General features: G+C 65.7%; 14 protein-coding genes. 10 read left to right on the top strand and 4 right to left on the bottom strand.

Going from position 1 to position 12,789, the window contains the following annotated elements; translation table 11 throughout:
• The 4 genes from ACTIMF_RS13160 to ACTIMF_RS13145 all read left to right on the top strand — a co-directional run.
• A partial coding sequence (locus tag ACTIMF_RS13160) for an Hsp70 family protein (protein WP_442350747.1) occupies positions 1-501 on the top strand: 501 nt, incomplete at its 5' end.
• Complete coding sequence (grpE, locus tag ACTIMF_RS13155) at positions 498-1,061, top strand: nucleotide exchange factor GrpE (RefSeq protein WP_442350746.1); 564 nt, start codon at positions 498-500, stop codon at positions 1,059-1,061. The genes ACTIMF_RS13160 and grpE, both read left to right, overlap by 4 nt.
• Positions 1,062-1,197: 136 nt before the next feature.
• Positions 1,198-2,388, top strand: a complete 1,191-nt coding sequence (dnaJ, locus tag ACTIMF_RS13150; protein ID WP_442350745.1) for a molecular chaperone DnaJ — start codon at positions 1,198-1,200, stop codon at positions 2,386-2,388.
• A 6-nt stretch (positions 2,389-2,394) separates the two neighbouring features.
• The gene (locus ACTIMF_RS13145) at positions 2,395-2,802 is read left to right on the top strand and encodes a heat shock protein transcriptional repressor HspR (RefSeq protein WP_442350744.1); all 408 of its coding nucleotides are present in this window, start codon (positions 2,395-2,397) and stop codon (positions 2,800-2,802) included.
• A gap of 157 nt (positions 2,803-2,959) precedes the next feature.
• Here the strand turns inward: ACTIMF_RS13145 and ACTIMF_RS13140 are convergent, their stop codons facing one another.
• Positions 2,960-3,394 carry an ArsR/SmtB family transcription factor gene (locus ACTIMF_RS13140; protein WP_442350743.1) on the bottom strand — a complete coding sequence of 145 codons (435 nt, stop codon included), beginning with the start codon at positions 3,392-3,394 and terminating at the stop codon, positions 2,960-2,962.
• Positions 3,395-3,478: 84 nt separating this feature from the next.
• Between ACTIMF_RS13140 and lon the strand changes: the two genes are divergently transcribed.
• Positions 3,479-5,875 carry an endopeptidase La gene (gene lon / locus ACTIMF_RS13135; RefSeq protein ID WP_442350742.1) on the top strand — a complete coding sequence of 799 codons (2,397 nt, stop codon included), beginning with the start codon at positions 3,479-3,481 and terminating at the stop codon, positions 5,873-5,875.
• Between the two features lie 58 nt (positions 5,876-5,933).
• Here lon and ACTIMF_RS13130 read toward each other — a convergent pair whose 3' ends face one another.
• Positions 5,934-6,248 (bottom strand): EthD family reductase, encoded by a 315-nt coding sequence (locus tag ACTIMF_RS13130; protein WP_442350741.1) that lies wholly within the window; start codon positions 6,246-6,248, stop codon positions 5,934-5,936.
• Positions 6,249-6,381: 133 nt separating this feature from the next.
• Between ACTIMF_RS13130 and ACTIMF_RS13125 the strand changes: the two genes are divergently transcribed.
• Entirely contained in the window at positions 6,382-7,065 is a 684-nt protein-coding gene (locus tag ACTIMF_RS13125) for a nitroreductase family protein (RefSeq protein ID WP_442350740.1), read from the top strand.
• Between the two features lie 34 nt (positions 7,066-7,099).
• Here the strand turns inward: ACTIMF_RS13125 and ACTIMF_RS13120 are convergent, their stop codons facing one another.
• Positions 7,100-8,287, bottom strand: a complete 1,188-nt coding sequence (locus ACTIMF_RS13120; protein ID WP_442350739.1) for a globin domain-containing protein — start codon at positions 8,285-8,287, stop codon at positions 7,100-7,102.
• A gap of 201 nt (positions 8,288-8,488) precedes the next feature.
• Here ACTIMF_RS13120 and ACTIMF_RS13115 point away from each other — a divergent pair, with 201 nt between their 5' ends.
• Positions 8,489-9,607 carry an amidohydrolase family protein gene (locus tag ACTIMF_RS13115; RefSeq protein ID WP_442350738.1) on the top strand — a complete coding sequence of 373 codons (1,119 nt, stop codon included), beginning with the start codon at positions 8,489-8,491 and terminating at the stop codon, positions 9,605-9,607.
• 229 nt (positions 9,608-9,836) lie between these two features.
• Positions 9,837-10,706, top strand: a complete 870-nt coding sequence (locus ACTIMF_RS13110) for an SDR family oxidoreductase (protein ID WP_442350737.1) — start codon at positions 9,837-9,839, stop codon at positions 10,704-10,706.
• Here ACTIMF_RS13110 and ACTIMF_RS13105 read toward each other — a convergent pair.
• Positions 10,691-11,260, bottom strand: a complete 570-nt coding sequence (locus ACTIMF_RS13105) for a TetR/AcrR family transcriptional regulator (protein WP_442350736.1) — start codon at positions 11,258-11,260, stop codon at positions 10,691-10,693. The genes ACTIMF_RS13110 and ACTIMF_RS13105 overlap by 16 nt on opposite strands.
• Before the next feature lie 101 nt (positions 11,261-11,361).
• Here ACTIMF_RS13105 and ACTIMF_RS13100 point away from each other — a divergent pair, with 101 nt between their 5' ends.
• Together ACTIMF_RS13100 and ACTIMF_RS13095 are read left to right on the top strand one after the other, a co-directional pair.
• Complete coding sequence (locus ACTIMF_RS13100; RefSeq protein WP_442350735.1) at positions 11,362-12,267, top strand: oxygenase MpaB family protein; 906 nt, start codon at positions 11,362-11,364, stop codon at positions 12,265-12,267.
• A complete protein-coding gene (locus tag ACTIMF_RS13095; protein ID WP_442350734.1) occupies positions 12,264-12,788 on the top strand; it encodes a DUF4334 domain-containing protein in 525 nt (174 codons plus the stop codon). Before ACTIMF_RS13100 ends, ACTIMF_RS13095 begins: the two co-directional genes overlap by 4 nt.
• Position 12,789: the final 1 nt, after the last annotated feature.

The following is a 12,789-nucleotide window of genomic DNA, read 5'->3' as shown; positions in this document are numbered from 1 at the left end:
GAGGTCACCTTCGACATCGACGCGAACGGCATCGTTCACGTCACCGCGAAGGACAAGGGCACCGGCACCGAGAACAGCATTCGCATCCAGGATGGGTCGGGTCTGTCCAAGGACGAGATCGATCGCATGGTCAAGGACGCTGAGGCTCACGCAGAAGAGGACCGCACTCGCCGCGAGGAGGCCGAGACCCGCAACCAGGCGGAGTCTTTGGTCAACCAGACCGAGAAGTTCCTCAAGGAGAACGAGGACAAGGTTCCCGACGAGGTCAAGACCAAGGTTGAGGCCGCCATCACCGACGCCAACGAGGCTCTGAAGGGCACCGACTCGGCTGCGATCCGCAGCGCCATCGAGAAGCTGTCGGAGGAGTCGCAGGCCATGGGACAGGCGATCTACGCCAACGCCCAGGCCGAAGGCGACGCCGCAGGCGCATCCGCTGACGGAGGCGACGACGTCGTCGACGCCGAGGTCGTGGACGATCCCGCGGAAGGTGATAACAAGTGACCAACCCCGAGACCGGATCTCCGGAACCGGACGAGGTCGTCGACGAGACAGTCCAGGCGCCTGCCGACGAGGCTGCTGCCGACACCGTCGAGGAGGGAGCCGCGGACGCCGAGACCGCTGCAGAGGATGCAGCGGGCTCGGTCCCGGCCGACGCGCAGGTCACTGAGTTGACCGAGGCGCTGCAGCGGGAGCGGGCACAATTCGCCAACTTCCGCCGCCGGAGCGCCGAAGAGGCCCTGCAGTCGGTGGCTCGCGGAAAACAGGTTCTCGTGGAGAAGCTGTTGCCGATCCTCGACGACCTGGACCGCGCTCGCGAGCACGGCGACCTGGAAGACGGCCCGCTGCGCGTCCTGGCCGACAAGCTGGGCGACGTCCTCGCGGGCGAGCAACTGGTCAAGTTCGGTGAGCCCGGCGACGTCTTCGACGCGGAGATCCACGAAGCGATCCAACACGAGGGCAGCGGAGACACGCCCGTGCTCGGGCTCGTCTACCGCGCCGGATACCGCCTCGGCGACAAGGTGATCCGCACCGCGATGGTCACCGTCACCGATCCGGCCTGACATCAGCGCGATGCCGAACATGCTGATCGAGCGGAGTTGAGACCTCAGTTCTCGGCTCCGCTCGATCAGCGGGGTCAGCGCGACCCCGGTACCCGATAATCACAATCACAGACTTATTTTCAGGAGGTGACGTCTGATGGCACCACAGCGTGAATGGCTGGACCGCGATTTCTACGCAGACCTCGGCGTTTCTTCCGACGCCACGGCGGAGCAGATCAAGAAGGCCTACCGAAAGCTGGCTCGCGAACTGCATCCGGACGCGAATCCCGGAGACACGGCAGCCGAGGAGCGCTTCAAACGAGTGTCGGAAGCCCACAGCGTGCTCGCCGACGACGAGAAGCGCAAAGAGTACGACGAGATGCGGAAGCTGATGGCGAGCGGCCGCTACCGCGCCGACGGAGGCGGTGGCGGGGGCGGTGGGTTCCCTGGCGGCTTCGGCAGTGGCGGTGCAGGCGGATTCGACATCGGCGACCTGTTCGGCGGTGGCGGTGCAGGTGGAGCCGACCTCGGCGACGTGTTCGGCGACCTGTTCGGCGGCGGTGGTCGCACACGAGGAGCGACCACCAGTCCGCGTCAACGTCGTGGCAACGACCTGGAGACCGAGACGACGCTCGCCTTCCGCGACGCAGTCCAGGGCACGACGGTGCAGTTGCGGGTCACGAGCCCGTCGCCGTGCACCAACTGCCATGGCAGCGGCGCGAGGCCGGGCACCAGCCCGCGAACGTGCACCTCGTGCAACGGATCCGGCTTCATCAGCCGCAACCAAGGGCACTTCGGCTTCTCGGAGCCGTGCCCGGACTGTCAGGGCACCGGCGCCAAGATCGACGATCCGTGCCAGGACTGCTCCGGCTCGGGCATCACGGTGCGGCCGCGTACCATCAACGTCCGCGTCCCGCAGGGCGTCGAGGACGGACAGCGCATCCGCCTCGCCGGGCAAGGCGAGGCAGGACGGCGCGGTGCGCCGTCGGGCGACCTGTACGTGACGGTCCACGTGATGGCCGACAAGGTGTTCTCCCGCAGTGGAAACGACCTGAAGGTCGAGCTGCCGGTCTCCTTCTCGGAACTGGTTCTTGGCGCGACGGTCTCGGTTCCCACGCTGAGCGGCTCGGTCGGCGTCAAGATCCCGGCCGGCACGTCGGACGGGCGTACTCTGCGGCTCAAGAACCGTGGCGTTCCGAAGCGTTCGGGGGGTGCGGGTGACCTGTTGGTCACAGTGAAGGTCTCGGTGCCGTCGAAGCTCGACGACTCCGCGACGCAGGCGTTGAAGGCATACGCGGACGCCGAGAAGGCGAGCGGTTTCGATCCACGAGACGGATGGGCGCGGTGATGCACGATGGGTATGGAAAAGCCACGAGGTAACCCTGGCGAACTAGCTGCCACCTACCTGATCTCGGTGGCAGCCGAGTTGGCGGGGATGCACGCGCAGACGCTGCGCACGTATGACCGTCTCGGTATCGTCACGCCACAGCGCACCAGCGGCGGCGGACGACGATACAGCTCCCGCGACGTCGACTTGCTCCGAGAGGTGCAGCGGCTCTCGCAGGACGAGGGCGTGAATCTCGCCGGCGTCAAACGGATCATCGAGTTGACCGATCAGGTCGACGCCCTACGGTCCCGCGTCCTCGAACTGCAGGACGAACTCGAGACGGTGCGCGCCGCCGTTCGTCCGGGCGCCGAACTGGTCCCGGTTCCACACACCAACGCATTGGTCGTGTGGCAGCCGCGCAAGCGGAAGCGCTGATCGCGGGGGCGCTACTCGCCGAACTATCGTCAGTCGCCGAATTCCGCCACGTAGTACTCGGACATCTCGGGTGAGTGGCGAGCGAAGTCGACCGCAGTGACGTCGGCTCCGGTCTCGGCGGCCACTATTCGATCGAGGTAGTAGTCCCAGACGTCGTCTATCGGTGCGTGGAAGGTGCGTTGCCACTCGCAGTAGGTTTCGCCGCCGTGATCGCGGCGGCGACCGGTCGGGTTGGGAGTGTTCGTGCGCTGTGCTCCTTGCTCCGGTCTTCGTCAGGGGTCTCTGTTCGTCCCGTACTGGCATCACGCTCACGGGTGGTTCGACGTACCTCGAGTTCGAGGGCATCGAGTGCCCGTTCGGGAACCGGTGGCCTGCCGCGAAGCGTGGCGAGGTAGTCGCGCACCGATTCGAGGCCGTCGTATGCGATCTCGTAGTGCCTTTCACGACCCTGGTTCGTAGCGGTGACGAGAGATGCTTCGGACAGGATGCGCAGATGCTTGCTGACGGCCGGGCGGCTGATCGGGTACTCGGCGGCGAGATCGACGACCCGCGCCGACCCGGCGGCGAGTCGCTGCAGTAGGTGTCGGCGCAAGTGATGTGGACGGAGGTCAGGCCCGTCGGGAACAAAGCGATCACGACCAATGTTGAGTCGGTCAGACTGAACTTTGGAGGTGTCATGTCTGAGAACATTTCCGTTCCCGTCCTGTTCGTCCCCGACCTGATCGTGCTCCCCGGGATGGTCGTCCCGGTGCCCCTCGACGATGCCGCACAGGCGGCCGTCGACGCGGCACGTGCGAGTGACGCAGGTAAGATCCTGATCGCACCACGACTCGACGACCGCTACCCGACCCACGGCGTACTCGCCACGATCGTGCAGGTGGGTCGCGTGGCAGGGCAGGAACAGTACGTCGCCGTGGTCCGCGGCGAGCAACGCGCTCACATCGGGACCGGAACCACCGGTCCGGGCGCAGCGCTCTGGGTCGGCGTCGACCCCATCGACGACGTGACCGTGACCGAGCAGACCAAGGAGCTCGCCGACGACTACCGCAAGGTGGTCTTGGCGATGCTGCAGCGTCGTGAGGCGTGGCAGGTGATCGACGCGGTCAACAAGCTCACCGAGCCGTCGGCGCTCGCCGACACGGCCGGTTACTCGTCATGGCTGTCGAACGAACGAAAGCGCGAACTCCTGGAGACCGCCGACGTCGACGAACGGCTGCGCCTGCTCATCGGCTGGACCAACGAGCACCTCGCCGAGACCGAGGTCAGCGACAAGATCGCGTCCGAGGTCCGGGACGGGATGGAGAAGGCGCAGAAGGAGTTCCTCCTGCGCCAACAACTCAACGCCATCCGCAAGGAACTCGGCGAAGACGAACCCGACGGCGCCGATGACTACCGCGGACGCGTCGAAGCGGCCGACCTGCCGGAGAACGTCCGCGAGGCGGCGATCCGCGAGGTCGGCAAGCTAGAGAGCTCGACCGATCAGAGCCCGGAGGCGGGCTGGATTCGCACGTGGCTCGACACCGTCCTGGACCTGCCGTGGAACACCACCACGGTCGACTCCACCGACCTGGCCGGCGCGCGCGAGATCCTCGACGCCGACCACCACGGGCTGGACGACGTGAAGGATCGGATCGTCGAGTACCTCGCGGTTCGCAGCCGTCGCGCCCAGCGTGGTCTGTCCGTCGTGGGAGGACGGGGATCGGGCGCCGTCATGGTGCTCGCCGGCCCTCCCGGAGTCGGCAAGACCTCGCTCGGCGAATCCGTCGCTCGGGCACTCGGCCGGAAGTTCGTGCGCGTGGCGCTCGGCGGCGTCCGGGACGAAGCGGAGATCCGCGGGCATCGGCGCACCTATGTCGGCGCACTGCCCGGCCGCATCGTCCGCGCCATCGGCGAAGCGGGTTCGATGAACCCCGTCGTCCTGCTCGACGAGATCGACAAGGTCGGATCGGACTACCGAGGCGACCCGTCGGCCGCGCTCCTGGAAGTCCTGGATCCGGCGCAGAACCACACGTTCCGCGACCACTACCTGGATCTCGATCTGGATCTGAGTGACGTCGTGTTCCTCGCTACCGCCAACGTCGTCGAGAACATCCCGTCGGCACTGCTCGACCGGATGGAACTCGTGACGATCGACGGGTACACCGAGGACGACAAGGTCGCCATCGCGCGAGACTATCTCGTGCCGCGACAGCGCGAACGTGCCGCGCTCGCCGCAGATGAGGTCGTGATAACCGACGACGCGTTGCACGCGATCGCCGCGAATTACACCCGTGAGCCGGGTATGCGACAGTTCGAGCGATTCGTCGCCAAGACGCTGCGGAAGGTTGCGGTGAAGGATTCCGAAGAGTCTCCGGGCTCAGGAGATTCCGGGGTCGGCGGCCTGATCACCGTCGACGCCGACGATCTCGTCGACTACCTGGGTCGTCCCCGATTCACGCCGGAGACTGCCGAACGCACCGAAGTCCCAGGAGTGGCAACAGGGTTGGCGGTCACTGGAATGGGCGGCGACGTGCTGTTCATCGAGGCGTTGAAGGCCGCGCCGACCGGCGACAAGGCAACTGGGCCACAACTGAAGTTGACCGGGCAACTCGGCGACGTGATGAAGGAGTCGGCGCAGATCGCGCTCAGCTACGTTCACGCGCACGCCGTCGACTTCGGCATCGATCCGGCATCGTTGAACGGCACTGTACACATCCACTTCCCGGCCGGAGCCGTCCCCAAGGACGGGCCGTCAGCAGGTGTGACCATGGTGACGGCGCTCGTCTCGATGCTGAGCGGACGGCGGGTGCGCAGCGACGTCGGCATGACCGGCGAGGTGACTCTCAACGGCCGCGTCCTGCCGATCGGCGGCGTCAAACAGAAGCTGCTCGCCGCGCAACGCAACGGGTTGAACACCGTCTTCATCCCACAGCGCAACGAACCCGATCTGGACGACGTCCCGGCCGAGGTTCTCGACGCCCTCGACGTGAAGCCGATGACCGACGTGGCTGAGATCGTCGCACAGGCATTGGAAGACGTGGTAGACGATGCGGCTGTGGTGAACGATGCGGCGGGGGTGAACGAGGCGGCATGACCTGACTCGGCCGGGCTTGCGACGAGAAGTCGCGAGCCCGGCCCGTTCACGTCACAAGTCAGTTGAAGTCGAAGACCGTCACATCGCTGCCGACCATCGTCACGCCGCCGGTCGCGAAGTTCGGGACGTCGGCGGCGACCGCCTTGCCTTCGGGGGAGCTCAGGCCCGCGCCAAGCGCTTCCTTCGAATCGAAGTCGAGGGTGGTGATCAGATAGACGTCCGGGGTCGAGCCGTCGAGGGTTTCGGTCTTCGAAACGGTCGCGCCGCGCAGCCCGGGGATATTGCCTGCCAGCGGCATATGAGTATTGAAGTAGTACTCGTCGAATGCGGCCGGATCGGTCGGCTGGTTGTAGAGGACGTTCAGGCGATACATGGTTCTCCGATATCAGTGGGGAATCGCGGTTCCAGCGCTCGCGTGGTGGTGCCACCGTGCGACACGCTACGTGAGTAAGAGTTGGCTCGAAGCGGAATCGGAACGGTCTTGCTCGCGCCGATACCATCGAAGGATGACCTCCGTAGATCGCTTCGACGCCGCCGACTTCGACCGAACCCAGATCGACGCATTGCTGTCGACCACCCGATCGGTGCGCAAGCGACTGGACCTCACCCGCGACGTCCCGGACGCCGTCATCCTCGAATGCTTGGAACTCGCGGTCCAGGCGCCGACCGGATCGAACAACCAGGGCTGGCGGTGGCTGGTGATCCGCGACGACTCCACCAAGGAGCGTCTCGCCGAGATCTATCGCGAGGGAGGCGGTGAGTATCTCGCGAAGAGCGCCGCGGACGCCGAAGCCGGAACGCAGTCGGGCCGAGTGGCGACATCGGCCAGCTACCTCGCCGAGCACCTCGGTGAGGTGCCGGTGATCGTGATTCCGCTGATCATCGGTCGGCTCGATCAGCTGAGCAGTTCGCCGAACACGGCCGCGGCCGCAGGCCTGATGGGTTCGATCCTTCCCGCGACGTGGAGCCTGCAGCTCGCGCTGCGCAGTCGGGGCTTGGGCAGTTGCTATACGACGCTGCACCTCAACGCCGAGGCTGAGGCCGCCGAACTGCTCGGCATCCCGCCACATATGACGCAGGCGGGTCTGATTCCCGTCGCCTACACATCAGGCACCTCGTTCAGTTCCGCGAAGCGTCCGCCGGTCGAAGACATCACCTACCTGGATCGGTACAAGAAGCCGTTTCGCTGAGGCCGGGTTATCGATACGCCCCGCCTAGCCCGTCTCAGTTCAGCGGGTCGTGCGAGATGTTCACCGGGTCGACGCCGGACGCGCGCAGCTTCAGCTGCGTATGGAAGACCATTGGGGCGGGGCCCGAGAGCAGGATCTGGTGGTCGGTCCAGTCGCGTGGTTCGAGGGAGTGCCGCGCATGGGTGTCCGGGTAGTCGACGGCGACGTCGCCGACCCGTCCGTGCCGCAGGTCGAATCCCCACTGGCGCGGGTCGGGCGCTCCGTCGATCCACCACGGATCGGTCTCAGTCTCGGCCACCGCCGTGACGTGAAGCCACGGGTTGGTGCGGGCAAGCTGTTGCAGCACACCGAGTTCGTACAGTTCGCCGGGGTGGCGCGATCCGTAGAAAAGGTGCGTCTGGGGATTGTCGACTCGGCGAGCCATGTCGAGAAGGATCGCGCGCAGCGGTGCGAGACCGGAGCCGCCCGCGATCATGAGGACCGGGCGGTCGTCGGTGACGCGCATCGTCCCGTGAATCTGCCCGAAGGTCCAGACATCACCGGGTTCGGTTTCGCGGACGACGGTCCCGCTCATCTGTCCGCTGGGAATCGCGTGCACGTGGAACTCGAGCTCGCCGCGAGGATTCGGCGGGATCGCAGGCGACAGATTGCGCCACAAGCGCGGCCACTGCGGGATCTGCACCTCCGTGTACTGTCCCGCATGGTAGCGCGGTGCACCGTTTTCGGCGACGAGACGGACGACAGCGCGCTCCCGGTTGATCGTGAACTTCTGCACGACCCTCGCATGCCATACCGGTGGCTCCGCAGCGCTCTCGGCTGCACCGCGCATCACACCGGTCATCAGCATCGTCGCGTGCGAAGCAGCGTCGTACGCCGATTGAGTCCACCGCGCCCCGAGCATCCGAGAGAACTCGGTCATGAGCGCGTCGTACATCAGCCAGTAGTGCTCGCTGGTAACCCCGTACTTGCGGTGGTCGCGACCGAGTTGTGCGAGGAACTCGATGAGATCGGCGTGGTTGTCCTCCGCCGAGATCGCTTCGAGCACATAGTCGACGACCTGAGCGAAGGCGGCGCGCAACGGTGCCATCGTCACTGGGAACAAGTCGCGCACGGACGGAGTAGCGGAGAACAGTCGCGTGAACACGCTTGCGGCGAAACGGTCGGGGTCCGCTGCGATCAGCCGCCGGAGATCTGACAGCACTGGCTGAGCTGGCGAAGTCACCTGGCGACGTCCTCCTCGCAATAGTGCGGATGTTGTTACCCGAGGGTAGTCCTCGAAGGTGACAGCGCGGAAAGGTTCCACCCCGTGTCAACGACAATTTGCCGTCTGACATGTGATGAGGCCTTCATATGGTGCGAGACACGGAGAGGCGAACGGTACGGAACGAGTGGGGGCCGGAACCGGTGTGGCAATGTGAAACGGGTGACGTTGAGCGGAGTGATCCCCGGCATCGTCGACGCGCACGTCCACTTCTACGATCCGATGCGGTCGACGTGGGCGCTGTCCCGATTCTCTCGCGTGTCGGCCATGCCCGTGATCAACAGGTTCCCGCGTGCGGCGCTCTGGTTGTCCGGCCTGGCGACGCACAACTCGGAGACACGATTGATGATCGACCCGAGTATCGTGCGATCCCCGTACGAGCCCGCGCAGTACGGCACCGAGGCGAGCGGAGTGCGCCGCGTCGCGGGCGTCCCGGTCGACACCGTCGTCGGGGTGGAAGCACACTGGGGCGACTCGGGGTCGGCCACGAGTGACACGTCGTTCGCCGAGACCCGGTACGTCACAGGGTTGCGGTTCGGACGTTCGCGAGTTCCGCGATTGGGCGGGTTCGTCATCTCGGCCGACCCCACTGACCCGGGCTTCGGCGAGAACCTCGATGACCAGCTGCGGTACACGCCGCTTGTACGTGGAGTGCGTTACCAGTGGTCGAGCCATTCCGATCCTCAGGTCAGCGACTCGCGTCGAGTGGCAGGCGTGCTCAGCTCATCAGCATTTCTCCGCGGATTCGAAGACATCGAGCGGCACGGTCTGGTGTTCCACTCGTTCGCGTACTCGCATCAACTCGGCGAACTGGACCTGGTGGCGCGTCGATTCCCGGAGACGACGATCGTCGTCGAGCATCTCGGACTGCCAGTCGGGGCTTTCGGTCCGGTCGGTTCGGAGACCGGGGCGACGGCGGCGGCCCGCGCCGAGATCCTGGCGCTGTGGCGAGAACGAATGGCGATGCTCAGCGCCCGCCCCAACGTCGTCGTCAAGGTGTCCGGTCTGGCACTCGGACTACTGGGCTACGGACGTGAGACGTCGGGAAACATCGGTGGGCGCGACATCCTCGCTCAGATGATTGCACCGCTCGTGCTGCACGTCGTGGATCATTTCGGTCCGGAACGCGTCGTGTTCGGTTCGGACATGCCGGTCGATCGGCCCAACGCGAGTATCGACGTCGTGGTCGGTGCACTGCTCGACGTGGTCGCCGACCGTGGAGACCACTTGATGGCGCACCTGTTCGCGAGGAATGCGCAGCGGATCTACCGAATCGAGTGACCGTGAGGCGCGTTCTGCGAGCACGCACGGCGACGCTCCCGCCCCGTCGCCGTGCGTGAGTCGATACCCACTGGCACTGGTCGCCGCGAAAACACTGTCGCTCGCGGTGGGACCGCCCCGAAGAATGTGCTCATAGAATAGTTTCAGGACTCGCGCAGTGTCTAGCGAACGGGCGCGCGTCACATCGGCTCTGTTCCCATCCTGGACTGAAACATGTTCTAGTGAACGGATGGGAACGTATGTGGTGACAGGTGCAGCATCCGGCATGGGAAAGGCGGTGTCCGCACGGTTGACCGATGACGGGCATCGCGTGATCGGTGTCGACATCGCGGGTGCGGACGTGACGGCAGACCTCTCGACGGGCGACGGCCGCGCCGACGCGATCAGGCAACTGCTCGATCGGATCGACGGCCCGCTCGACGGTGCAGTGGTCGCGGCCGGGATGGGGCCCAAGCGAGGTCGCGAGCGCGTCCTCGTCGAAGTCAATGTCCTCGGCGCCACCGAGGTTCTCACCGCGCTGCGGCCGCGTCTGGCTGCTGCGAGCAACGCGAAAGTCGTTGTGTTCGGGTCTAATTCGACGACGTCGACGCCGCTCGTTCCGCGCGGTGCGATCCGGAAGCTCACCGGCGGCGATGCGGAGGGGGCGGCCCGCATTCTGCGTCGACGTGGCTCGCTCTCCGGTCCGGCGTCGTACGCGGCATCGAAGATCGCGGTGGCTCGATGGGCTCGGCGGCAGGCGGTGCAGGACGACTGGGCGGGATCCGGCATACGGATGAACGTGATCGCGCCCGGTCCGGTGATGACGCCGCTTCTGCGGAGCCAGCTCGCGAGTTCCACGGCGTCGCAGGTGCGGTCGTTCCCGATGCCGATTCGAGAGTTCGGCACACCCGAGCAACTAGCCGAATGGGTCATGACGATGCTCTCGCCCGCCGCTGACTTCATGGTCGGCAGTGTCGTGACCGTGGACGGTGGGACCGAGGCGCTGCTCCGTCCCGCGGCGTGGCCCACACGGCTGCCTGTACGGCTACTGCCTCGGATGGCCTGGATCATGTACCAGGCGCCGAAGAAGGGCAGAGTCGCCGACTACTCAGACTGCTGACGCTCGTCGACCATGGCCAGGGCCGTCGCGGTGATGCCGTGAATGGCCCACGAGAAGTCGTCCATCGACGGCTGCGCCGAGTTCTCGAAGCCGGTCAGCAACAGCATTGCGGTCGAGGCTAGTCGTCCGGCGAGCTCGCGTCCGAACAGCTCGACGCCCATCTCCGCGATCGCGTCGCGACGCGCGGACTCGACCTCGGTGAGAGCCTCGAAGACGGTCGCGTCGACCGATGCCCAACTCCGGATCGCGCGCTCGGCGTCGTGCGGGAGATTCAGGGCGATGTGGGTGAGCGCATCGATGCGGTCACGCGGGTCGGTGACGCTGCGGGCCGACTCGACGAGCCGGTCGGTGGCTTCCAGTCGCCAGTGCGCGATGAGCGCGGACTCGAAGGCCTTCCAGTTCCGGAACGAATGATAGAAGGCTCCGGTCGTGACGCCCGCCTCGGTGCAGACTGCGGCCTGTTTGAAGCCCGAGTAGCCGTCGCGCGCGAGAACCGTCATGCCTGCGTGGAGGAATCTGCGGCGCAGCTTGTCGGGGTCGGCGTCGGAGTCCATGGAGAGATTCTGTCATGCGGGTGCGGCGCCACCCTTGCCGATCGTGATAAGTGGACTTATGCTATCTGTGACGCAGATCCCACTCCGTCGAGAGGATGTCCATGTTTAACCCCGACCGCAATGCGGGCCTCGACCCACACCGTGACTACATGGAGATCTACCGGAACATGTCGCTGCTCGACTTTCCATGGGACACCAATCAGGCACTCAGCTTCGCGCTGTTCCGGACGTACGCGGTGCCGAGCGTCGGCCGTCTCCTCGCCGAGACCCGCGGATTCGACGACACGCAGAAGCGATATGACGACACCGCGATCCTGCTGGAGATCCCGATGCGCGAGGGGTTCGCAGCGGCCGACGCGAAGGCGGCGCTGCGGCGGATCAACCAGATGCACCGCAGTTACGACATCAGCAACGACGACATGCTCTACGTCCTCGCGACGTTCGTCGTCGTCCCGAAACGGTGGGTCGATGACTACGGCTGGCGAAAGTTCACCTACGACGAAGTCGTCGCGTCCACCGCGTATTACCGCGAGTTGGCGCGGCATATGAATATCAAGGACGTCCCAGAGACGTACGACGATTTCGTGACGTTGCTCGACGACTACGAGGCCGAGCACTTCGCCTACGACGACGGAGGACGCCACGTCGCCGATATGACGATGGACCTGATGGCGACGTTTTATCCGAAGCCAGCACGTCCGGCGGTTCGCGTGTTCTCGCGGGCGTTGATGGACGACCCGCTGCTCGAAGCGTTCCACTATCCGAAGCCGCCGCGGCTGGTCGTAGCCGCCAGCCGCCGTGCGATGCGTGCGCGCGCCGCACTCGTTCGTCTCCTGCCGCCTCGGCGTCGGTACAAGAACCCGTCCGATACCCACCGGGTGAAGTCGTACCCCGGAGGTTACGAGGTCGCGAGTCTGGGTACGTTCCCGGCCGGATGTCCCGTCAAGCACCTCACCGCCCAGACGGCGGAGGAGACGACCAGCGAGCAGAAGGTGGGCGCACAGTGACATCCACGGTCAGTGAATTGAGGTCGGGCCTCTCGTCGGAGGCGGCATGCGACCTGTACGACTCGCTTCCCGCGGTCACCGTCGATGACATCCTCGGCCAATGGCACGGCTCCGAGGTACCGACTGGGCATCCACTCGACGGGCTTCTCGCGGTGTCGGGGTGGTACGGCAAACGGTTCGACAGCGCCGACGAAGTGCACCCGTTGCTCTTCGGCGAACCCGGCGACCTCTACCCGGTGAACCCGGGTTCGGTGCCGATGAATCTCCTCAATACGCTGGGCACCCGCATGCCGCGTCCGAAGATCCCCGGCATCACGACCGCGTTCAAGGCCGTCCGGACCCGCAGACACCGCGCCCGACTCCGCAACGTCGAATACCGCGGCAAGGTCAGCGTCGCGATGGTCTACGACCAGATCGCCGTCATCGATCACTTCCGGAGACTCAACGACGACACGCTCCTCGGCGCGATGGATCTGCGCAATTCTCCGCAGCCGTACTTCTTCCTGTTGGAGCGGGACTGAC

This window comes from Gordonia sp. (in: high G+C Gram-positive bacteria), assembly GCF_052106715.1.
Classification (GTDB): domain Bacteria; phylum Actinomycetota; class Actinomycetes; order Mycobacteriales; family Mycobacteriaceae; genus Gordonia.
The sequence above is the reverse complement of the archived record's forward strand: the minus strand, read 5'-3'. Positions and strand labels throughout refer to the sequence as shown.